Consider the following 21,614-nt stretch of genomic DNA (forward strand, 5'->3'; position numbering starts at 1 on the left):
CCCAGACAGACGAGCCCAGATTACCTGTAATCGTCATGATCCTCAGTGACGAGAAAGAGCGACCAACCGCGACGCTGCGAATGCCAGACGGCAACACGATCGAGGTAACGCGAGGAAGTCTTCTTCCGGACGGGTCCTCGGTTGCAACTATCGAAGGTAGCGCCGTCTACATCAGACGCGGCCACACTCTTGCGAGACTTCCCATGGATGGTGGGCAGGCACAGCCTCAAACTCAGGCAAACCCGAATTCGACAAGTGCAAGCAGCCTCTTCGGGGCCCCTACCCCTTTACGGCCGCCTGCAGGCTATCCACGCGGAGCTTACCCGTGAGCATTGATCTCCGCACAGATGACGGTCACCACTGGGTGCTTGACGCAACGTGGATCATTGTACCGCGCAAGCCTTCCCACGCCGCCTTGCGCAACCAAGCGCGTGCTCTGAAGGCCACCCACTATGGCATATTTGGTAACAAGCCATATTCGATCGGCTTCTTCAATTTTCGCCAGTATGGCGAGAAGCGAAAAACAGCAAATCCTCTTGCTCCAGTTTTGGCACAGACCCTTGGCCCGAACGTCTATGCTGAGTTCACCCTTGATGATGGATCTGTCTGGTATCTCGCGACCGACGGAGAAGGTCAGCTAAAGGCGGGCACCGATCGCGTCATCTCAATCGATAATCGTGACGCAATCCGCAAGAGATATGATGAGGAGCGCTTCTCAGACCGTCGTTACGTCGATAGTGCCGGGTTGGAAAAACTCATTGCACCTTTGAGCGAGGTCAATGTTAAACTTCACAGTGCCTCACTCACCTCTCACTGGAAGCCTGTGGCAGTCGGCCTATCAGCGGTTCTGCTCTGTGCTGCTGGCACGCATCTCATTCAGGTTCATAATGAACGCGTACGGCAAGAAGAGGCACGAAAAGCGCTTGCTTTAGCCCGTCTCAGGGCAGAGCAGGAAAGGCGCCTTCACCTACCTGTGGCTACCAGCGTCTGGGTGCAGGCTTGCATGATCACAGCGATGGGGCAGAGAATTTTTCAGGACGGTTGGACGCAGACGTCCTGGACTTGCTCCGGTGATACGCTGAATATTGAATGGGCACGTACCGGCGGCACTGTTGGCTCTGCGCCGGTCGGCACGATCGCGCAGGACGGCGAGACTATCAAGCAGGCTGTACATCTACCGCCCCTCAAATCGGCTCCGACCGCACTCCAAGGCACGGGCGGAGTAAAGCAGCTGGTCGCGTTTCTGCAATCGCTTGGCGTCCGCCCGCAGGTCAGCATCGCGATGAACCCTGGGCCACCTCCCGGTTTGAACGGAGCCCCGTCTCCTGATCCAATTGCAGCCAACACGTTAACCCGTGTGGAGTGGACACTTACGTCTGATCCACGAAGTGCTTTTTGGAGCAAGGTGCCTGGCTTGACCATTCAAACGCTCCACCACGTCAACCGGGTAGCTGGGGGTAACGTGAGCAATGCAACCTCTTACGCCTTCGATTTTTCAGCGACAATTTCGGAGCCGGTTTCTTTTCGGGCACCAAACTGAAATTTCTTATACGCACTCACATCGCAAAGCCGGATGCTGATCCTCACGGGACTGATCTCGATCGAGGTAGGTGATTCTATGAACTTGGGTGAAATCGCTGCGCATGTGGAACTGCTGGTGGATTTTCCGCGCACGGCCTCTCGGCCTTTGTTCAGCGGGAGACATGCGAAGCTGCGCAAGAAACGTAGCTTCGGATCGGAGCATCACGCTCCATGATGCAAGGTCTTTTCTCTAGGTTCAGGAGGGGGGGGGACGCCCTCACCCTGGCACCGGGTTTGCAAACCCATGTATTCCTCGATGCCTACAGGCAGATCGTCTACGTTGATATTGCGAAGCGCGACGATCCCGGTCTTGCTCTTTTTCTCGAGCAGCATGACCGTGCGACGGGCAACGCATGGGATATACAGCACGAACATTACGCGGATTTGCAGAACCGTCGCGCGCAAGAACGCCAACGCGCTCATGTCGCACATCCGACATCAGCGAAGGCTACCAATACGGATAACAATGCCCGCAGCCAGGCGTTTGCGCTGATCCGCCAGGCGGCTCAGCTTGGCGCGAGTGATCTTCACATTCACAGATTGAAAGATCACACAGAGGTTCGCCTGCGCATAAAGAAAAACGTCCTTGTTCTGAAAGACATGAGCGTCGCGGAAGGTGACGCACTCCTCGTAGCAATCTATAGGCTCGGCTCCAGTCAGGACTCCACCTTCAAAGAGGGTGAGACACAGGATGGAGGCATTTCGGGCAGCGAGCTCGAGGGCACCGGCCTCGAGAACGTACGTATCGTCCGTGGCCCGTCATACCCCGCAATGGCAGGCGGCGGACATATGGAACTGCGCTTGCAATACAAGGAACGGGCCGGGAGCAACACAATCTCGCCTCTCGGAGTAATCCTTCGCAAGCCGCGTACGCCTCCGGGCAAGCTAATGCTAAAGGAATACGGCTTCGATGATGCCCAGATCGACAAGCTACTTTATATCGCATCCTCTCCTTCAGGTCTTTTGCTCCTCACAGGCCCGACGGGTTCTGGCAAAACGACCTCGATCTTTGAATTAGCCAAGTGGCAACAGCGGACGTCGCCCAACAAGCGGACGGTGACGATTGAACAGCCGGTCGAGTACCCCATGCCGTGGGCTGTGCAGCTCGAGATCTCCAATGCCCTGACCGGTGAGGAGGCCGGGCAGCAGTTCAAAGAGAACCTGCGTTATTCGCTGAGAATGGATCCGGATCGCCTGATTATCGGTGAGATCCGCGATGCAGAGGTTGCGCTCACCAGCTTCGACGCATCGCAGACTGGGCATAGCGTCATGAGCACCTTGCATATTGAGGATCCTTTCGATTTCCCATTGCGATTCCAGAACCTGAACTATGAGAAGCTTCCGTTTCGGACAACGTGTGTCAGCACGATCATCCGAGGAATTGTAGCTCAGCGGCTTCTGCCGGTGCTCTGTGATCACTGCAAGATTCCGTGGAGTCCGAAAGACCCTCGGATGCCAAAGCTGGCTTGCGAGGCCCTGCTTACCTGGGGAGATCCCTCATCAGTTTATCAGATCAGCCATGATGGATGTTCGCATTGCAGCAACACGGGCGTTGCTTCTGTCACTGCTGTCGCAGAAGTTGTCGAAACCGATGAGGAGTTGATGAATGACTTCATCACGCGCGGAGTTACACCTGCGCGTCGACGATACCGCTCTCGTCCTGACGCCGACAAGCCCATGGTCGAGCGCGCCATTGCCATGGCGTTTGAGGGGAGAGTGGATCCTCGGGCGATCATATCGGAAGTGGAACGGATACCATTCCGAGATAAGGTCGAACGTGACCGCAGGATTGGTCGGCGCGAAAGGGAGATCGATGCCCAGAGCGCCGAGGCATTTCTCAGCGGGGAGGCAGCCTGATGTCATTCGAGCTCGTTTACAAGGACAGTGGCAAAGAGCAGGGAATGTCGGGGCTCACCCCGCTCCGGCGGTTTGCCGCGCTCTACGATTTCAGGTGGGCACGTCGCGCAGGGCTCTACGAGATGATGGTGCCCCGCCTGCGCGAAAAGCATGCGACAACGCCTGAGCGCATGTTTGAGATGTATATCAAGCGGCTACGTCGGACATATCGCTATGCTACAGCAAGAGTGGTCGAGCGCGCTCATTACGAAATGGCGTATGACGGGCGCAAGCTAGCCGCGGCTCTGCGCCCGGTCGTGCCAGACGACGAGTATGCAATCATTCATGCCGGCGAAGCCGGAGGAAGTCTCGATACAGCCCTCGAATTGCTGCTCGACATGCGCGCGCGTACCCGCAGGATCGTCAACGCGGTGATCAGCATGTATGCAACTTTTGTCAGCTATGCTCTGATGATCTTTGTAACGCTATATTTGGTGGCACAAAAGGCGATCGTCCCGTTAGAGACTTTCGCCCGTTCCACCGGCCAGCCGCCCAGCACCATGAAGTCCATCCTCATCGCGGCAGCCGACTGGACCTCCGGCTGTGGGCCGATGATTGTCGCAGGGGTCGTGCTCCTTTTCTCCACTGCGATGATTGCAAGCCTCACGCTGCTACGGGGGCCAATCCGAGTTCGTCTCGAGCGGTTTCCCCCTTGGTCAACATATCGAGCAATCCAGGGTTATGTCTGGCTCTCGACATACATCATTCTGGTTCGGTCAGGACGGCCGGAAACGAAGGTTCTGGAAGAGCAGGCAGAGCGGGCTTCGCCTTGGTTACGGGAACGCCTTGAAGCCGTAGCGGAATTGATGGGCAAACATGCCCGCCTACTTCCCGCTGCCCTTGAAGAGTGCGGGTATCACTTCCCCTCGCCGGACATGATTGACGACATAGGCAACGCCTGGATCGGCGCATCTGACGCATATGACGCCCTGCAGCAAAAAGCGCGGCTCTTTGCTGAGGAAATCGAGAAATCCGCCGTGTTCTGGTCTCATAACTTCAAAGGTATCGGCCTCATGGTGATGTACGGCCTTGCTGCGTTCATCGGCATGGCGCTCAACACATTCCTGCCAAGCAACATCTAACGGCTAAATATAAAAGGGCAAAAATCATGTGGTTATTAGGAGCTCTCTTTGCGGTACTGATCATATCCGCAATCCAAATGGGTATATCTGGCAACTTGAGCAATATTGGCTTCACATCTTCTGGGGTTGAAGTGGCCGAAACTCAGACCAAAACAATAGCTGATAACATTAAAGGGGTTTACGGCGGGACCGCTGCGGGGCCTGCCGATTTCAGCACGATATCGAACCAGAACGCGATCAAAGCTGGCGCAGTGCCGGCCAGCATGACCACGGGAGATGGGTCTACAATTGTCGGTGCTTGGAATTCCCAGGTATCTCTCTTGCCCTCCGGGAACGGTCAGACCTTCTATGTGAACTGGCCGTCGATACCGAGCTCGGCCTGCGCAAAATTCGGAATATCGCAAGCCGTCAATGGCGTAACAATCAATGGAAACTGGGTCCCCAAGACTGGAACGGGCTTCGCCGCTGCAGTTGCTGCACAGTGTAACCAGGGGACCGGCTCTTACAGTGCTGTTATGTTCAGCTTCGTCATGAACTACAACTAACCGATCATGGCAGCGTTCGCATTGCTTGGGTTTGTTGTGATAGCTTTGATAGCTGGTGAAATTGCCAGGCATGAGGTTATCACCAAAGGTGCTTGGCCTGTCGTATCGGATGCGACAGGTCCATCTCTAGCCTTCCTCGCATATAAAAGTGCAGTGCAGCTGTATGTCACGCGCAATCCGGGTACGAGCGGATCAATTCCTCTGTACGCGCTCAGTCTTGATGCATCGAGCATCACGACGATCAGCCCCGGGAATCAGGTTATCCGTACAGGTAGTGGAACACAGGTCATTACCTGGACCGCGTCACAACCGGGTTTACTCCCTGCAGTAATCCAGGGCTCGGACGGTGATGCATCGATAGGCACATCTACCGGAACGCGTTGGTCAACACCCACCGCTGGAGACATGGGGCCTTTGCCTATTCAGGTCCCGTCGGGCGACGTCGTGTCGTTCGTGACTCTAACGGGGAACGGGTTTTGAGGCCGGTCATCTATCACGACGCATTGAGAATATTAAGGAACCTGTGATCCATGTGGCCACTCGCCTCGCTGTTTAGCACGATCATCATCGGAGCAATTGTGATGACCGCGTGGACTGGCGTAATTCAGATCGGACAAAACCGCCAGATTTATGCCGCTGCGGCAGGGGAATTTCAGGATCTTCTGTCGGCTACGAACAAGTATGTCTCCGCAAACAACAGCCAGCTGGCGAGTTGGGTGCCTGCCGGGGGGACATGGCTCGATCTCAACACCCTCGTTGCAAACAACCTCCTCCCGCCTGGCTTCAGCTCGCAGAATCCGTTCGGTCAAGTATGGGGCGTTTACTTGCGGCAGCCACAGAGCGGTCAGATCCAGGCGATAGTCCTGAGCTCTTCTGGGACGGCGCTCCCTTTGCCGGCCCTCACCGCTGTGGCTGGGATGGCGGGGAGTCAATCAGGCTTTGTTCCCCCAGACAATGTTCTCCCAAGCATAAACAGCGGCATGGCAGTCGGTAATATGGGGAAATGGCGAATGGCGCTGGCAGGACTTCCCAATCCCGGCAGTGGGCACTTCTACGGCCTCGGGACCAGCGCGTCTAACGCGCAATACAACAACGACTATCTATACCGTGGAAACATAGCGGGACACCCTGAATTAAACACGATGAATGCACCGCTAAATATGGGCGGAAATGATATCAACAGCGCGGCTACCGGACGCTTTTCAGGCCCGATTGGCACTATGGGAGTGGATCCGAACACCAAGCCCCCAGGTTGGGTTGGTGGTCTTTCGACCTATGACGTGACGGCTCTAGGTACCGTCGCTGTTGGCCCGGCAAATCAAAACCCAGTCGCCGGCATGAACTCGGGTGGTGACGGGTGGTTTAATCGCAATGCCTATGTCGGCAACCAGCTATCCGCCGCGTCCGTACAGGTAAACGCGGGCAATAACGTCAGAATTGGTCCCAATGCTACCCTTTACGGAGACCCCAGCAATATCGCTCTTAGAACACCTGGCACTGTGTATATGCAGCATCAGGACGGTTCACCTGCCAATATCGCAGCTCAAGATGCTTATGTTAACTACGTATGGGCTAATAGGGTCAGTCTTCCAGGGGGAGAGAACCTGTATATTGGAGATGCAGCCGTATTGGGCGACGCCTGGAACATCGCGCTGAGGCCAGCAAATGGACGTGTCTACATCCAGAACCGCTATGGGCTTGCCGCCGGGGACATGGACCTCGGACAACTCGAAACACATAAGGGCGTATTATTCGACCGCACTGACGCCAATCCCGGCTATGGTTGTGGCCCTAATGGCATCCTGGCGGGTAAATACGACGGGAGCGGCGATGTTCTCGCCTGCGTCAATGGCATATGGAAGAGCATTACAAGTAAACCCATAAACACTTACGTCCCTCCTACAAGCAACGGATTTGGAGGTTATGCACATCCCAACCCCGCTACGGGCGGATACTGGTGTGAGTCTGGGACAAACGATACGCCTGCCATCACCCTGTGGTACGGTGACTATGGTTATTCCGGCCTACACGTGTGCGAACCTCAATGACGGCCCTCCCGCCCTGCACCGCAGTGATGGCTCAGGCCTACAAAGTGCCGATTGCAATCATCGAGACCGTAAGCACGCACACTCACCCGGGAGGCATTGGAATCATGGGCATAGACCCGGGTTGGCTACCGATCTTGGAGCGCGCCGGTTTCGATGCTCAGGCTATACGAGAGAACGTCTGCATCAATATTGCTGCAGGCGCATGGGTTCTGGCCTGGGCGAACGCAGGGAAGACGGCGCCTAAACCTTTGCAAAACCACAGCAAACCAACCTCCTTAGACCCCATCCCACCACCCTCGCCTGTCATGGAGAATTTTGGCGATTGCATCCGACACGCATCGCAGAAGTACCGGCTACCTGAAGTGCTCTTCAGGGCCATCCTTCTGACAGAAGGCGGACACGTGGGGGCAATTACGCACAACAAAAACGGGTCCTATGATATGGGCCCGGCCCAGATAAACTCGAGCTGGCTCCCCCGCCTTTCTGTCATGGGTATTGCGCGCGAACGCGTTCTCAATGATGGATGCCTCAACATCCATATCGGCGCATGGATCCTTGCCACAGCTCTTGGTGGCCAGACACCGGATAATCCCGCCGAATTCTGGCGGCGCGTCGGGAACTACAATTCGGGAACACCGGTTTTCAATAAGGCCTATCAGGCCCGTGTCTGGGCAAACGTCACACTTCTCTCACGCACCAGGCCCGCCGCAATGGAAAAAATTACCTCGGCAAACTGACGCAATGCACGCACTCACATCGTCATGAGTCACAATGCAGACATGAAGAAGCATGCTGCATCCGGAGTGAGAACCTATATTGCCTGACGCATCATCCGATCGGGTGGACCTCACCCACGTCAAACCTGACACCTATGCGCTCACCCCCTCCTGGCTCCTGCGGTTGCGTCAGGAGATGATCCGGCATCGCCATAGGCGGTCGACAAAAATGCCAGATTACGGCACGCGAACGATCGCAGGACGTAATATCCGGCATATTGCGTCCCTGGGCACGCATTGCCTTGCGTCAAGCCTTCTCAAGAACGCAGGACTCAAACGTTATTCACTGCCCTTCGACTGGGGGTGGGCCACACCTGGTATGGTGCTGCATTGCCTCAAAACGGATTTCAGCGACTTCCTGCCTGAGCCGGGATGCGATGGGCATCCCTCGTATCATCGTCAGTTTGGCATCAAGTGCGTCTTTGCCCATCGCGATCTACGCGATGTAAGCGACCGCGCGTATTACGAGCGTTGCATAAGCCGCATGCGCCGCCTGTTCCATTCCCGCGACGCGAAACTCTTCCTGATGATCGCCCGCCCCGATACGCCGATCGGCTGGCACTTCAAGGAACTGGTCAATCATATCCGGGAAATGACACCACATGCCGAACTTCTGGCCATCCAGCTGCAGCCGCCCCGGGGCGGAGGGCAGAGCCTGAGCCTCGAACTCATCGAAGAGCGGGCGGGCTCGCGCCTCTATAATTTCCGACCGGCCTCCGATGAAAGCGGGTTGGGCTATTTCCCCGATATCGTCGATGAACTCGTCATCCTGCGCCTGGTCTGCGGCTATGCCCTTGATCTGAAGGCCTCCCCATGAATGGCCGACGTGTAATCGCGCGCCTGTCAGGCTGCGCTCTTGCTGTCAATCTCCTTGGATGCACTATGCCCCATCCCTCTCCCGCAGAGCCGATCGCGCAGGATATGGGACACGTTTTGCGTGGTTTCGATAAGATAGGCGCCATGCGTTTCCCGATGGTACGGGACGGGTCAGTTCTGCCAGCCGAGCTACAGCGCCCCATGTCCTGGGTGTGGCGTGGCCCTGTTGATCAGGCCGTAAAGATCCTCGCAGAGCGGATCGGCTACAGGACCGTTATCGCGGACAAACCAGACGTGCCGACAGTCGCATTCTCTGTCGATCATGGCACAGCAGCGACGATACTGGATGAAATGGCATCCGGGCTCGAAAACAGAGCCTCGATTATGATCGATGTCCCACAACATCTCATCAGGGTTGACTGGCATGCGTAAATCTCTGTGCCTGGTTGTCCTGGGTTTCGTCAGCTGCGTGAGTGCCCAGGCGCAGACCAACGGGCCGACGGACGATCAGGTCCCACCTGTTCCAAGTGCAACCCAACCCCGTGCAGCCAGTGCGCTGGATACGCCGATAGAGGGGGCACGTATCGCTCCCGAAATTCCGGATGTCGTTCACGCGCCTTCCCTTGAGGAGCAGATGGCTCTGCGCCCTGGCTACGAACCAGGACAGAAAGACACGACCGCCCGCGATAGCGCACTGAAGCAGGCGGGCTGGGCATATGGCGCTCGAGGCGGGCTTGCAGCGAGAAGCGAAGCGCTCAATGAGAAGCTGCGTCGCTACGCGCCAACGCTCGATCGCGTGTTCGATTTTCGCACTGTCGTTCTTCCGATTGGTAATGGGGGCCTGCTGCTGCGCCCTCCTGTCGTGACCGAGGCGCAGATGGCAGTTGCGGTGGACCCTTCAGGTCAGGCGGCGCGTGAAACCGGGCGGATCTATGAGATCACCCGTCAGGGCGCACTGGTTACCGCCCCGCCCCAATGGCGCACGTGGCTTGTGCGCAGCGTTGATGTACCGAGCGAGCCAGCGGAAACACTGCGCCCTAGAACACGCCACGAAGTAGAAATTTGGGACGACGCTCTCGCCCGAGGACGCGCTGCGGGCGAGCGCCAGGCTGTCGAGATTTTTCTCGACGATCTCGCGCGACTACAGCGCGACCTCGTGGGCATGGCGCGCTACCGCCTGCTCTTGCAGGCCGGCAAGGTGCGTCCGCCTGAACTAACCTCTCACTATGCCTCTACAGAAGGAGGCCATGATCTCATGCGCATCGGGGATACAACACGCCGTATCCGTGAACAGCCCGGGCTCGATGCCGATCGAGCACACTGGAAAACAGAGGAAGACACACCTTGAGACCGATTCCGAACGGCGGCGGACTGCGTGGCAACGACGCAGAACGCATCATGGGTGTCCTGCTTGGCGGGCTGGTTCTATTGGTCGTTCTGGCGACCGGCCTATGGTGGCGGTTTCACACAGAAATGGCCCGTGCCCTGCTGGCTGAACAGCATCTGACCCTACGCGCCTTTTCGCTTGTCACGCATCGTTACGACGGATTGCGTCTCAGCCTCGAGGCGGCGTCGCCGGAACGGGTTACGGCGCTTAAACTCTGGCAGCTTTGCAATATCACGGGCAGCGCACTACGCTGGCCGCTCGCCTTGCTGATTGTGGGGCTGGCTGTCCTGTGTGTTCTTCGGGCCCCCCGAGAACAATATCGCGCGCGGTTCGGGCTTGATGGACTACAGAAAATCCTCGCCCGTATCCACCCGATCGGACATGCCTGGATCGGCAATGACGCTGTTCTGGTGGCTCCGGCTCCCCCCGGCGAGGCACTACGCCCCCTCGATCCTGCCCTGCGGGCCGAAGAATGGGTAGACCGTTATTGTCGTACAGGCACCGTCCAGCAGCGCGTCAGTTCCGCTGAGGCGGCTTTGGGAAAGCAACTTGGCGCACCATGGTCGGGACCTCACGCAGCTACCCCCCTCATCCAATGCCTCTTCGTCGTCTTTGCGTGGCAGGCCGAACGCCGCAAGAAGGACGCTATCGGATTGCTAGGCGATCTGTCGAGATCTCTGTCCGGACAGTTCCACAAGGGGGCTCCCACCGCCCCGGTCGCTATTCCTCAGGCTTTTCGCCGGTCGATCGGACTGCATGTCGAACGGGGAGACTGGACCAAAGCCCTGGAGATCACGAACAGGCACGCTTATACCGTTCCGGCGTTGCTAAGCCTTTTGCAATATGCGCGTGTAAGGACCGGCGTGTTCAATCCGGGCCTGTTCGCCTGCATCCAGCTCGTTGATCGGGAGCTGTGGCTGGCGCTTTCGGCTGTGTCATATCCCAGAGACGGTCTGCCGCATCATATCATCTCGACAGCCTCTTGCCTCGAGGCCTCAGGCGCGCTCGAACACTGGCGCGCCGAGTGTGAAGAGGGCAAGCCGTTATCGCGCAAACATATCGAACATAGCGTCGATGCGCTGAACCTCCTATGAGCGCGCCGCTTCCTTTTGAATGCCATGGGTTCGGGCTGCGGTCGGCCTACCTGGCAGCGCGTAGTGCCTCAAAAGTCCTGATGCTCTGGCTGACAGACACTTATGATCTTGATGCCTCAGTCCTTGATCGCGAGCGCGCGCTTACCCCGGCGGCCCTTAGGCAAGTCAAAGATGAAGGACGTTTCCTTGGGTTTGATATCACTGACGCACCGCCCCTGCCTTTACTGGCCATGCGTGTCTATTTCGATCTCGTCACCTTCGACCACGCTGGCCGCCTCGCTCCTGCGGCTCTGACTCGGCATCGCAGCGGCGAAAACGCTGTGCTGGAAGTGGCGCTCCCCGATCTTTCAAGGACCATGCAGCATGGTATCGGATAAAATGCCTTACACGACGCAGGAGGATGGCGAGCTCGTCAATCTTTGGCCTGAAGACGGACGCAGTCTTTATCCAGAGATCCTCGACCGCCTCATCTCATGGTCCCACGATTTAGGGGCCTCGAGGATCGATATCGAGACGGACCGGCATGTCACGCTGAACGTCCACGGACGTGTGATCCGCGTGACCTCAGACAAGGTACTTGAATCGGATGCGCATCAAGCGCTGGTCCATATGTATCAATCCCAGTCGGGCCTGACGACGCTCAGGAGTGGCGAGCCTCTGGATTTCGGGCATCGCTTCTGGCCGGAGCGCCGGAATGACGGCAAGCGCTACTGCTTTCGCGTCAACGCTTCGAGCTCGGTAATCGGCCCGGATAACGGGATCTCGATGGTCATTCGTCCGATCGTCGAAAACCCGCTGCGCCTCGACCAACAGAATGTAGAGCCCGATATTCTGCAGGCGATCGATGCGGGCGACGGCTTCGGGATCATTTCAGGAGCGACAGGGTCGGGGAAGACCACGCTCGTGGGCGGGATCAACTGCTGGCGTCTTGAGGATCCGGACCAGCATGTGAACATCTTCGAAGGCTCCGCGCCGACCGAGCTCCTCTACGATCGTGTGCCCAGAATCAACGCCACGATCACCCAGGTCGAAATCGGTCGGGACGTGAAGACCTTCGCTGATTTCATTCGTGCCGGCATGAGACGCGAGCCAACCGATATCATCGTGCAGGAGATCCGCGACCCATCCTCCATGGAGGCCGGTATTCAGGCGGCCATTTCCGGTCATCGGGTTCTGACGTCTCTGCATACGAATGACTGTGCCGCCACAATCAGACGCGCGATCAACCTCTGCCCCGCAGAGCAGCGCGACAGTCTGACGATCGGGTTCGTCGAAAATCTCAGACTCCTCGTCAATCAACGGCTTCTGCCCTCGACGGATGGCAGACGCACACCGATACGCGAATTCGTGCCTGTCACCCGCAAACTGCGCAGCGCCCTGCTCGATTCATCGCGCGATCGCTGGCCGTCAATGGTACGCGAAGCCGTCGAGAAGGAAGGTCAGAGCTTCTCGCGTGCGATCGACAAGGCGCTACAGGAAGAGCGTATCTCACGCCAGACCGCCGAACGCGCCAGAATGGGAGAGCGCTAGAGTGTGGCGCAATACAGCGGATCCGGTGCGCATCGGGCCGGTCGATGCGCGGGCCCTTGCGCCCATGGCGGTCTTCCTTCCCCATTGGAGCTACACAACCTTCGGCATCGCTGTCGTCGGGGTCTTTATCTTTTCGGTATTAGCGTTTTTCGGCCTGACGCTGCCTGTCGCACTTCGGATGCTCAGAGTTATGATCGCCGGTCCCATCAGGCGGCATATTCCAGCGCATAAGCGTCGGGCCTATTTCTGAAAGAGCGTTTCCTATGGATGTTGATGATCTTGTCGGACCCATCACGCGGCTTTTATCAGCGCCGGAAAGAGCCATTTCGCGTGATGGCACATTGGAGCACACTTTTGCTCCAAAGGATCTGGCAAGGCCTGACGGTCTGCTTCCGGTGCTGCTGCGCATGGCCGAGGAACTCTGGCGGCGCGATTATGGCGTTGGCCTCTTCGGGCTCGTTCTGGTCCAGGATGCGAAATCCTGGTCCGGGTACCGCATCACACGGATTTATCACGCTTCGGCCTCGATCGTTCTGCTCGCGATCGACGCCGTCATCGAGGAAATTCTCGAGATGGCGGGACAGACCACGATCACGCTTGCCCATTTCAATGCATGGATCGGGCTTCACGCAGGCTCACAGGAAAAGCTTGGAAACCATAAACATTCAACCTGAACGACAATGAACGCCGACGGATCAGCGTTGTCATTCGTATAGTTTTCGGATCGTCTCTGTCATTGTATTGCACTCTCGATCAGGTTTGACACACAACAGCTTCGCTAAGGGAACCGTCACTGCCTCCGACATTTGACCAATGACACCACGATAAGCGTACTCAGGTCCCGTGGAGCGACTGTTTCGGAAGACCGACGCCGCACTCACATCGCACCGTCGTATCCTTTTGGGACGAACCTCAAAGGATACGCGGTCCATGCAAATCGAAATCCCCCTGCGCAGCGCCGTTACCGTGACGATCGATCCGGAGCGACACGTTCTGTGCATCACGGACCGGGAAGCGGACGTGCCAGTTTCGGGATCGGGACAGTCGAACCATGTGTGGCTAAGCGGGGAGCAGCATAGCACCGGCAGGAACCGGTTCAACCAGATCTCTCAGGAGCATGAGGGATACACGTTCGAAAAGCTTGTCGGCCGCCTGCTCAAGCGCAAGGTAGTCTGGGTCGCAACGATCGGCCTAACGTGCTTCCTCGGCTTCATGTATGCCCGGCACTCAGGCTCGTCTCATCAACGCGCCATGGTTGTGGCACAGGAGCAACTGCACACCCTGCCGACGCCGGATACGACCCCATCCTTGCCTGACACGCCTTTGCCATCAGTGCAGGCGCCGACGCAGCCGCTTCCCGCATCCCCTAACGCTGCTTTCGGACTGGATTGAACCCATGTCTGCGATAAGGCGCCGCATAGACGGCCCCCAGAACCAACATGAGCAGCGTGATGGCATCGTCTATCGCGATACGCGCCGTGTCGGGCAACAGCTCGCCGAGATGCTCACGACGGGGTTCTCGGCGGTGCCCCTTGCGGCGCTTGCCGGCCTCTGTCTCGTCGTGCCTGCGCTCTGCCCTGTCATAGCTGTCGTTGCAGGCTCTTACGCGATGGTGGTCATGACCCGGCCGAGGCAGCTGCCCTTGCGGTTGCCGGCCTCTGTCGGGGGCAAGGATCCGTTCAATATCGTCCCCGATCCAAAACGGGGCGGGGGGGAAATGATCGGCCCTGCTGCTGGGGACTGGCTTCTTGGCTGGGATGAGGCTACCGGACAACAACTCTGGCTCGCAGGCAAGGATATGACCCTGCATGGCCTGCTCCCGGGGGCGACTGGTGCCGGCAAGACACAAACCATCTACAGCCTGCTTTGCAATGCCTTGGCGGCTGGCAGCGGCTTCACGCTGATCGACGGCAAGGCCTCGAACAATCTGCCGTTCAGCGTCCAGACCATGGCGCGCCGTTTCGGCCGTGAAGCCGATGTACGGGTGATCAATCTCCTTGTCTCCTCGGGCGACAAAAAAACCAACACCTGGAACCCTTTTGCGACAGTTAGCGCCGAGGGCATGACGGAGCTGCTCAAAACGCTTTTCCTGCCCGATGAGGCAGGGGGCGGAGATGGCAGCAATCAGTATTTCCAGAGCAAGGCCGACGCTCTTATCGCCGGGATGGCCTTCATATTCGTCTGGGTTCGTGACTGTCCGGGGCTTCGTATCCCGATCACGTCCGAGACAATCCGCGTCACCTTTTCCGATATCGACAAGCTGCGCGCGCTCGCAGAGGACAGGATCTTTCACTATTACGACTTCACGTCGCAGACGGAATGCTGCGAAATGCTTCCCAAGCAATTTCCTGACGTTCTGCTGAACCCCATCCGCTATTACGTCAAAGAGACGGGCGGCTTTAAAAAGGGGCAATCGGTAGACGATCAGGCGAAGGTCCGCGAACAGCACAGTTATGTCGTCGGTGGTTTCGCCAAAACCTTCACCCAGATGGGCTCGACACTGGGCCATGTCTTTCGGTGCTCGATCCCCGACGTCGATCTGCGTGACGTTCTCTACAACCGGCGCATCCTCGTCGTCATGCTGCCGTCCCTTGAAAATCATCCGGAGACCAATGCGGCCCTTGGCAAGGCTGTGATCACTGCCCTGCGCTACGCGCTCGCCGCAGCATTGGGCACATCGGTCGAAGGGAATTACGAGGACGTGGTTGTCAACCGCCCCTCCGCCTCTGACACGCCCTATCCCATGATCATGGACGAGTTCGGCTATTTCGCAACGCGCGGCATGGACGCGATGATGGCGCAGGGCCGCGAGCTCAACGTGTCGCTCTGGCTCTCCTTCCAGGAGATCGGGACCATCTATGCCACGCTGGGACGCGATCGCTCGGTACCGCTACTGGGCAATCCCGAACTACGGATTTTCCAGAATATCCGCGATCCGGGTCCAACCAAGGAGTGGGTCGAGCAGACAGGCGGCACGATGAACGTCTCGGTGCTGCCCGGCTATGACAATTCCTCGCCGATCGGTCTCTATGCCGATCAGCAACGTGCGGATATCCGTGAGGTCAAGCGTATCTCATGGAACGACATCTCAAGCCTGCGTCCAGGTCAGGCCATCATGCTCTGGCGGGGACAACGCATCTATATGCGCCTCTTCTATGCCAGCATCGAGCCAAAGGGACAGAACAGGGTCTTTCCGACCATTGCTCCCTCCTTCCAAAAAATCGGCGAAGACACGGCGCCAAAAGTGAGAACGCTGGACGATGTGACTAGGCAACTCGCGGCCGGCAGGCATTACATCCTCGAGGACCAGCTCGAAGCGCTACCAGGAGTTCTGGGCAAGGTCATGGAGCGTCTACCTTTGGTTCTCGGAACCATCGCAACGCCCATGCAGGATGCTGTGATCCTCCTGCGCGATCTGGCCACCGAGCAAGCGAACAAAGAGCCGGCACGCCCTTTTGCAGAGCTCTTTCACAACCGCCCGACGCCAGCACTATTGCAGCTGCCCAAAGGGCAGCGCCTGTCAAACGTGGAAGACCAGGCTTTGCTCGAGATCCTCTGCGAGGCGGACATGGCACTCGGAGGGGAAGATCCGAAAGACAGGATCGTCGCCATGCTCAACGCGAGGCGGACCTCCCAAGCAGGCTGAGACAGCCAACCTCCATCTCTTCTGCCAATACCCTGAGACGTAACAAGCTGCCCGTCTTGAGCTGGCGCGGACCATCGAAAGTAAGACCGAATGTCGTTTTTCCGTATCAATATCCTGATCGTCATGGCCAGCCTGTTATTGGGACTTGGCTGGGTAATTGCCCCTGAGGGCGCCAGACTGATCTGGATCATGATCGCTCAGGCCAGCTTCCTCGGCCTTGCCCTGTTCACCGTCATTGTCACGATAGCCCGCAGAGCGGAAATTGATCGGACAGCTGCGTTGCGGCTGATCCTTCTTGTTCCTCTCTGGTTAGGTTTGGGTCTCTTCAATCTAGCCTTCGCCGACACCTTGCATAAAGCTTGGCTGCCGTGAAACACTAATGCTCAGGCAGGGTTTCGGGTCGACTATCGGGAGGCAATATAGCGATGCAGCCGCGAATGATCCCCTTATGCGTCCCCTTCGAGCGCCGAGCTGAAGTTGCTGCCCGGGGCGCAGTATTCGATAGAGAGGAAAAATGCTGGGTCGTCGTTCGCGACACTGCAGTCGGCCTCGAGGCTTTTCTTCCATATCGCTACCGCGCAGATCGGACTGCACCTTATATCCGCCCGTGGATGGTACCGCAGTCACTCTGGGGCCATAATCTACGCGCACTTCTTGCCAGAGAAGACTGGGATCGTATTCGCAAGGATACCTATGCCCGTGCCGGCTCACGGTGCCGCGTTTGCGGAGGGCGCGGTCCGAAATGGGCGGTCGAGGCCGATGAGGGCTGGGCCTATGACGATACACGCCGGATTCAGACCCTCAAGGGAGTGATCGCGCTATGCCCCGATTGCCATGCCGTGCGGCACTGGGGAAAGACCATGACTGAGGGGCGGAGCGAACAGGCGCTCGACTGGATGGTCGAAATCAATGGCTGGACACGCGATCAGGCACGACAATGCGCCGATGAGGCTATGGCGCTCTGGCATAGACGTAGTGATCACACGGACTGGCAATGCGATATTACCTGGGCTGTACGGAACTACGGTGTCACGCCTCTTGAGGCCGGCACGCGTGCGGCGCGCGAGCTCAACCGGAAATTCGTGGCACAAGCTCAGGCGCGGTTCAATGCGCGACATGATCGCATAAACGATCTCGACCATTTCTTCACTGAACGATGAGTGAATCGATCGTCAGACGATTGCAGCTTTAACGATATTCACTCACATCACCACAACCTATCATTCCGCCATAGATTGATAGGTCGCTGGGGATATTCAAACATCGTGAAGATTTGCAGCCATTGTCGCGAGGAAAAAGACCTCGCGCCGTCATGGGCGGATAGGAACGCGCTACGTGAAGTCTATAACGAGTGTGAGCGGTTACAGGTAAAAACTGGCGTCAAACACCGCGTTACGCATATCGTCCCTCTGCACGGCGCGCTGGAATCAGGCCTGCATATCGCGGGGAATTTGCAGATAATCTCCCTGTCCGACCGCAAAGCGGCTGTATCGTGAAAAGCTCAAACAGAACCTAGTCGACCAATCGATCGTCGCCCGTGGCGTTCGCGATAACAATTTTTCCGATTGGGCGTCAGGATATAACGAAAGAACCTTTTCCCGGAAGCGTCCGTTCCCCAGCAACACACCTACCGAGCCGTTCCTGGCTGGTAGGTGTAGGGCGCCTTAGCGCCCTCTACCTGTGTCCCTATCTTGCGGATTACCGCGCGGGAGATTTAATACCGGCTGCGCCAAATCGCGACGCTCTCCGGTCCTGACCAACCCCTTGCTTTTGATGGCACGATCCATGGCGTTCTGTGTCGCATAGCCCGCTTTGCGTAACTTACGCCCCAGATCGTCCCACTGCTCAGGCTTGACCGCATCGAACCCTTTGCGTTCTCGCTTTTGTCGAGCACCCCTGCCCGGACTCTTTCCCTGCTGGAGAGAGACGCTGTTCTCATGCTCTGTCTTCATCCACGCACGCCGGTCATCCTCAAAGTCGAGACGCTGACGCACCAGATCGATCCCAAGCGCCTTGTACGGGTGGCGTCCCATATCTGCCGCCAGTCGATCGTAGAGGTCGTTCATCGTTACTGGAGTTTTATCCCCCAAAGGTCTCGACCATTGTTCCGCTTCTCTAAGAGAGCCCTCACCTATCCACGTCCAGCACTGAGAAACATGACGGCTCTCGGCCACGTACGTTGTGAACCCCGTTACTGCGGCAGACCCGCGCGGCATTGCGTTGATGTGCTCGTCTGAAGTTACCCCCTGCGCGGCGTCGATCGTCATCGCGTAGCCCAGACCCAGACGTAGCCGTCCCGTTTTGGCGTCGGTCAGCATGTCCCAAGACACGAATCCCTTGCGTCCTTTGTCATTGCGCAAAACCAGGCCCTTGTCGTCCCACGACATAACTGTTGCAAAGTCACCATTCGCCCCAAGCTCATGACGTCTCTCGCCCCATTTCGAGTTGTAGGTTCCCCATGTTCGGGAATAGAGGCGTAGGCGATCCCCTGCTGCGATGGGAAGGTCATAGACATCCGAGGTCGTACCACGCTGGCTAATCGCCGGGCGTACCGTTTCTCGGGCATCGATTTCGCCACGCTGCCGCAACCGCTCTCGAACTGCCATACCTAGCGCCAACGCGTCCTCGTTCGTTGGGGCAGACATGGTGATGCCTCGCTTCGAGCCCGATACCGTGAGAGCATCGCGCCGGCGCAGGTAAAAATCTGCGGTCTCGGCGATGACCTGATCGTAATCCCCACCAACCAGGCTCAGGGTGCCATCCCGACGCTTCATATCGATCGCCTTTCGCGCGCGCGCCTGATCGATCGCTTTCTGCTCGTCCTCGGTTTTGGAGAGGTCGCGACCAGGACTACGAAAAAATCCTGCGATTTCTCTCTTGCGGGCACTGTCCTGTCGGACAGTTGAACTCAGGGCCATCTGCTGCTCCTTTGGCAGCACCCGTTCCAGAATTGCGATCGAATCTCCCGCCTCGATCGCCTGAGCCTGCTCACGGTCTCCCAGAAGACGTAAAGAGAAGCCCTGCTTGTCCCGATGTTGCAGCAACTGCAGCAACTGCCTTGGTGAAACCTGGCTCACCTCATCGATCACGAGCACACCGTTCGGCCCGAGCTGAAGCTCACCGCGCTCCATCCGCGCAAGAAGCGGGGAGAGCGCAAAGCCCGTCTTGATCCCCGCCTCTTTCAGCGCGTTGGTCTGTCTCCAGGCCATGGCCGTGCCAACGACCTTGCGTCCATCCTCATGCCATGCATCAACGAGGGGTCGCAGCATCGTCGTCTTGCCTGACCCCGCAACGCCCGCGAGCAATCCCAGACGTCCGGCCTGCCCAAATCCCCTCATCGCCGCGAGCTGGGCAGCGCCATGATCTGGCTCGCGCTCAAAATCCAGTCCTGATCGGGCAATCGCCTCAGCGAGCTGTTGCTCGCTCAGCGCACCCTCGCGTTGCCGTGATGCCGCGCCCGCAAGACGCCCCATTTCGCGCTCGAGATCGACCTGCTGCTGCGTCGTCATCTTGACCCGGCCGTCGACTGACCGCACCAAAAGCGGCGTATGCTGCCCCTCCACCATCAAGCCACTTTGCTCGATATGATTGGCAAGCTGTTCGATCTCGTTCGTGTCTTTTAGACCAGCAGCGATGTAGCCATGAGCCGCGTGAGTTCTGAGAACGTCCCGATCCAAAACTGCCGCCGTCTTGAAGTCCTCAGCGATCATCCCGGACGCAACCCTGTACGCCTCGGCAAAACGCTGCTCACTGGTCAACTCCGCAGCTCTATGCCCGGTGAGCACGGTCTCGCGGCCCCAGCCGATTTCCTCTGCCTGAGCTTCCCAGATCTCGCGATCATTGTCGCCTTTATACTTTGCGGACCTGTACGCGAGGTTGGCCTGGTGGAGCATCGTGAATTTCTGCTCGGCAGTAAGATCGTCCCAGTTCCGTCCCTGCTTCTTCGCGAAAGCTTTCGCCTGACGCTGGGCCTGCTTGCTACGCTTGGAGAAGTGATCGCATACCTCTTGCGGGACTGCTTCGATCGCGATTGATCTGCCCTTGTTCTCCGGCCTTACCTTAATCCCCAGCTCACGCAGTTCCGCTGCAAACGACGCCTGGAAGAGGGCACCAAATAAGTGCGCAGTGGTCGAAGTAACCCTGGCAGAATCCAGTGAACCTAGATGACCGGTCTCTGTCGCCACAGCATTGAACATGGGGTTGTGGAGATGTGCCTGAGGATCTCCAGGGATTGGCACCTCCACTTGTGCCGTCGCCCCATCACGACCGTCCTGAATGTCCAACACGGGACGTGCTGACTGATGCCGGAACGTGACCCAGGCCACCTCGCCCTGCTCCACATGGGCGCTGTCCCCGGACCCGCGTCGGGCCTGTCCGATTTCCTTGGCGATGAACTTCATCGCTGTGTCATTTGCCCTGTGCATTGCCTGCCAAAGCAACGCCTGCTCCTCACTCGATCGCGCGAGTAGGATCGCGATTGAGACAGATTTGTGCGGCGCTGAGGTGAAATCGATTGCAGAGATTTCACGCTTTCGACCGGTATTGGCCCAGTGGTCCCCGGTGTCTGCCCTTCGAGCTTCAAACAAGCGCGCCAATGTCTCGTCCGCCGGTAATTTCAATGGGTCGATCCCGAGGGCATTAGCGATACGCTCCCCCATATCAGGTCCCCAGCTACCGCGTTCGTCTCTGCCGGTATAATAGCTGTTCAGACGCTCACCCGACTCCCGATCAGGATTGGCCTCAAAACGGGCATCCTGTTCTGGCTCCGTCTTGTGTTCGCGCAGATAGGCAAGGATAAGCTTTCCGGCTCCCTCCGCGCTGAGTTTTCTGAATGTGATCATTGGACAGGTGCCGGCCGCACTGTCTTTTCGACGAGGTCGAGCCGCTCCTCGATGCGGCTCTGCCCTTCAAGGATCTCGTTCAGAGTAACAGCGAGGTTCTCAATCCCGTCCGCGATCCGGCTCATGACATCTACCAGTTTATCCCCTGTGTCATCTTCGGGGGGACTTACCAGACGATGGATGTCAGCGACTGTCTGACCGATATGGGTGAGCTTCGTAGCGACAAGGATCTCGAACCCACCCTTGACACCGGACGCGGCGCTTCGCTCTCCCAGTTCTCCTGTCTCATTGCCGTCGCGCATGGTCACCTCCGCCGTTTACTTCAAAGAGGATCATGCACGTATTCGATGTGAGTGCGCGCTGCCGCGCTTC

General features: G+C 57.8%; 22 protein-coding genes. 20 read left to right on the top strand and 2 right to left on the bottom strand.

Going from position 1 to position 21,614, the window contains the following annotated elements:
* The 20 genes from pilP to AAID99_RS14355 form a co-directional block, all read left to right on the top strand.
* Positions 1-329, top strand: a 329-nt coding sequence (pilP, locus tag AAID99_RS14260; RefSeq protein WP_498494316.1) for a type IV pilus biogenesis protein PilP, incomplete at its 5' end; no start/stop codon positions are given.
* Complete coding sequence (pilO2, locus tag AAID99_RS14265; RefSeq protein WP_498494318.1) at positions 326-1,540, top strand: type 4b pilus protein PilO2; 1,215 nt, start codon at positions 326-328, stop codon at positions 1,538-1,540. The genes pilP and pilO2, both read left to right, overlap by 4 nt.
* Positions 1,541-1,752: 212 nt before the next feature.
* Complete coding sequence (locus tag AAID99_RS14270) at positions 1,753-3,438, top strand: GspE/PulE family protein (RefSeq protein ID WP_498494320.1); 1,686 nt, start codon at positions 1,753-1,755, stop codon at positions 3,436-3,438.
* Positions 3,438-4,559: a type II secretion system F family protein gene (locus tag AAID99_RS14275; protein WP_498494321.1), complete on the top strand. Its 1,122-nt coding sequence runs from the start codon at positions 3,438-3,440 to the stop codon at positions 4,557-4,559. The genes AAID99_RS14270 and AAID99_RS14275 overlap by 1 nt, the downstream gene beginning before the upstream one ends.
* Before the next feature lie 26 nt (positions 4,560-4,585).
* The gene (locus tag AAID99_RS14280; RefSeq protein WP_498494322.1) at positions 4,586-5,104 is read left to right on the top strand and encodes a type 4 pilus major pilin; all 519 of its coding nucleotides are present in this window, start codon (positions 4,586-4,588) and stop codon (positions 5,102-5,104) included.
* A gap of 6 nt (positions 5,105-5,110) precedes the next feature.
* Positions 5,111-5,584, top strand: a complete 474-nt coding sequence (pilM, locus tag AAID99_RS14285; RefSeq protein WP_498494323.1) for a type IV pilus biogenesis protein PilM — start codon at positions 5,111-5,113, stop codon at positions 5,582-5,584.
* Between the two features lie 50 nt (positions 5,585-5,634).
* Entirely contained in the window at positions 5,635-7,152 is a 1,518-nt protein-coding gene (pilV, locus tag AAID99_RS14290; RefSeq protein ID WP_498494325.1) for a shufflon system plasmid conjugative transfer pilus tip adhesin PilV, read from the top strand.
* Positions 7,153-7,256: 104 nt separating this feature from the next.
* Positions 7,257-7,889, top strand: a complete 633-nt coding sequence (locus AAID99_RS14295) for a lytic transglycosylase domain-containing protein (RefSeq protein WP_498494326.1) — start codon at positions 7,257-7,259, stop codon at positions 7,887-7,889.
* Positions 7,890-7,968: 79 nt separating this feature from the next.
* Positions 7,969-8,745, top strand: coding sequence for a DUF1796 family putative cysteine peptidase (locus AAID99_RS14300; RefSeq protein WP_498494327.1), 777 nt, complete (start codon positions 7,969-7,971; stop codon positions 8,743-8,745).
* Positions 8,742-9,176 carry a DotD/TraH family lipoprotein gene (locus AAID99_RS14305; RefSeq protein ID WP_498494328.1) on the top strand — a complete coding sequence of 145 codons (435 nt, stop codon included), beginning with the start codon at positions 8,742-8,744 and terminating at the stop codon, positions 9,174-9,176. The genes AAID99_RS14300 and AAID99_RS14305 overlap by 4 nt, the downstream gene beginning before the upstream one ends.
* Entirely contained in the window at positions 9,169-10,092 is a 924-nt protein-coding gene (locus AAID99_RS14310) for a type IV secretory system conjugative DNA transfer family protein (RefSeq protein WP_498494329.1), read from the top strand. The genes AAID99_RS14305 and AAID99_RS14310 overlap by 8 nt, the downstream gene beginning before the upstream one ends.
* A complete protein-coding gene (locus tag AAID99_RS14315; RefSeq protein ID WP_498494330.1) occupies positions 10,089-11,225 on the top strand; it encodes a secretion/conjugation apparatus DotM-related subunit in 1,137 nt (378 codons plus the stop codon). The genes AAID99_RS14310 and AAID99_RS14315 overlap by 4 nt, the downstream gene beginning before the upstream one ends.
* Positions 11,222-11,602, top strand: a complete 381-nt coding sequence (locus tag AAID99_RS14320) for a hypothetical protein (RefSeq protein WP_267312066.1) — start codon at positions 11,222-11,224, stop codon at positions 11,600-11,602. Before AAID99_RS14315 ends, AAID99_RS14320 begins: the two co-directional genes overlap by 4 nt.
* On the top strand, positions 11,589-12,755 hold the full coding sequence (locus AAID99_RS14325) for a type IV pilus twitching motility protein PilT (protein WP_498494331.1): 1,167 nt from the start codon (positions 11,589-11,591) through the stop codon (positions 12,753-12,755). The genes AAID99_RS14320 and AAID99_RS14325 overlap by 14 nt, the downstream gene beginning before the upstream one ends.
* A gap of 1 nt (position 12,756) precedes the next feature.
* Complete coding sequence (gene icmT, locus AAID99_RS14330) at positions 12,757-13,005, top strand: IcmT/TraK family protein (protein WP_267312064.1); 249 nt, start codon at positions 12,757-12,759, stop codon at positions 13,003-13,005.
* Between the two features lie 13 nt (positions 13,006-13,018).
* On the top strand, positions 13,019-13,429 hold the full coding sequence (locus AAID99_RS14335) for a hypothetical protein (protein WP_498494333.1): 411 nt from the start codon (positions 13,019-13,021) through the stop codon (positions 13,427-13,429).
* 256 nt (positions 13,430-13,685) lie between these two features.
* Positions 13,686-14,147: a hypothetical protein gene (locus tag AAID99_RS14340; RefSeq protein ID WP_498494334.1), complete on the top strand. Its 462-nt coding sequence runs from the start codon at positions 13,686-13,688 to the stop codon at positions 14,145-14,147.
* A gap of 4 nt (positions 14,148-14,151) precedes the next feature.
* Positions 14,152-16,401, top strand: a complete 2,250-nt coding sequence (locus AAID99_RS14345) for a type IV secretory system conjugative DNA transfer family protein (RefSeq protein ID WP_498494335.1) — start codon at positions 14,152-14,154, stop codon at positions 16,399-16,401.
* 90 nt (positions 16,402-16,491) lie between these two features.
* Positions 16,492-16,773: a hypothetical protein gene (locus tag AAID99_RS14350; protein ID WP_498494337.1), complete on the top strand. Its 282-nt coding sequence runs from the start codon at positions 16,492-16,494 to the stop codon at positions 16,771-16,773.
* Between the two features lie 239 nt (positions 16,774-17,012).
* Positions 17,013-17,561, top strand: coding sequence for a hypothetical protein (locus AAID99_RS14355; protein ID WP_498494339.1), 549 nt, complete (start codon positions 17,013-17,015; stop codon positions 17,559-17,561).
* A 504-nt stretch (positions 17,562-18,065) separates the two neighbouring features.
* On the opposite strand, the gene mobF is transcribed toward AAID99_RS14355, so the two are convergent.
* Positions 18,066-21,242 (bottom strand): MobF family relaxase, encoded by a 3,177-nt coding sequence (gene mobF / locus AAID99_RS14360; RefSeq protein WP_498494341.1) that lies wholly within the window; start codon positions 21,240-21,242, stop codon positions 18,066-18,068.
* Positions 21,239-21,544 (bottom strand): hypothetical protein, encoded by a 306-nt coding sequence (locus AAID99_RS14365; protein WP_498494343.1) that lies wholly within the window; start codon positions 21,542-21,544, stop codon positions 21,239-21,241. The genes mobF and AAID99_RS14365 overlap by 4 nt, the downstream gene beginning before the upstream one ends.
* Positions 21,545-21,614 lie beyond the last annotated feature (70 nt).

Source organism: Asaia sp. Ae19-3 (genome assembly GCF_059801175.1).

What these genes read in the sequence shown, in the direction of transcription:
- AAID99_RS14270 (WP_498494320.1), top strand. Translation starts at nt 1,753, where the DNA reads ATGATGCAAGGTCTTTTCTCTAGGTTCAGGAGGGGGGGGGACGCCCTC.
- AAID99_RS14275 (WP_498494321.1), top strand. Translation starts at nt 3,438, where the DNA reads ATGTCATTCGAGCTCGTTTACAAGGACAGTGGCAAAGAGCAGGGAATG.
- AAID99_RS14280 (WP_498494322.1), top strand. Translation starts at nt 4,586, where the DNA reads ATGTGGTTATTAGGAGCTCTCTTTGCGGTACTGATCATATCCGCAATC.
- pilM (WP_498494323.1), top strand. Translation starts at nt 5,111, where the DNA reads ATGGCAGCGTTCGCATTGCTTGGGTTTGTTGTGATAGCTTTGATAGCT.
- pilV (WP_498494325.1), top strand. Translation starts at nt 5,635, where the DNA reads ATGTGGCCACTCGCCTCGCTGTTTAGCACGATCATCATCGGAGCAATT.
- AAID99_RS14295 (WP_498494326.1), top strand. Translation starts at nt 7,257, where the DNA reads ATGGGCATAGACCCGGGTTGGCTACCGATCTTGGAGCGCGCCGGTTTC.
- AAID99_RS14305 (WP_498494328.1), top strand. Translation starts at nt 8,742, where the DNA reads ATGAATGGCCGACGTGTAATCGCGCGCCTGTCAGGCTGCGCTCTTGCT.
- AAID99_RS14310 (WP_498494329.1), top strand. Translation starts at nt 9,169, where the DNA reads ATGCGTAAATCTCTGTGCCTGGTTGTCCTGGGTTTCGTCAGCTGCGTG.
- AAID99_RS14320 (WP_267312066.1), top strand. Translation starts at nt 11,222, where the DNA reads ATGAGCGCGCCGCTTCCTTTTGAATGCCATGGGTTCGGGCTGCGGTCG.
- AAID99_RS14325 (WP_498494331.1), top strand. Translation starts at nt 11,589, where the DNA reads ATGGTATCGGATAAAATGCCTTACACGACGCAGGAGGATGGCGAGCTC.
- AAID99_RS14335 (WP_498494333.1), top strand. Translation starts at nt 13,019, where the DNA reads ATGGATGTTGATGATCTTGTCGGACCCATCACGCGGCTTTTATCAGCG.
- AAID99_RS14340 (WP_498494334.1), top strand. Translation starts at nt 13,686, where the DNA reads ATGCAAATCGAAATCCCCCTGCGCAGCGCCGTTACCGTGACGATCGAT.
- AAID99_RS14345 (WP_498494335.1), top strand. Translation starts at nt 14,152, where the DNA reads ATGTCTGCGATAAGGCGCCGCATAGACGGCCCCCAGAACCAACATGAG.
- AAID99_RS14350 (WP_498494337.1), top strand. Translation starts at nt 16,492, where the DNA reads ATGTCGTTTTTCCGTATCAATATCCTGATCGTCATGGCCAGCCTGTTA.
- AAID99_RS14355 (WP_498494339.1), top strand. Translation starts at nt 17,013, where the DNA reads ATGGTACCGCAGTCACTCTGGGGCCATAATCTACGCGCACTTCTTGCC.
- mobF (WP_498494341.1), bottom strand. Translation starts at nt 21,242, where the DNA reads ATGATCACATTCAGAAAACTCAGCGCGGAGGGAGCCGGAAAGCTTATC.
- AAID99_RS14365 (WP_498494343.1), bottom strand. Translation starts at nt 21,544, where the DNA reads ATGCGCGACGGCAATGAGACAGGAGAACTGGGAGAGCGAAGCGCCGCG.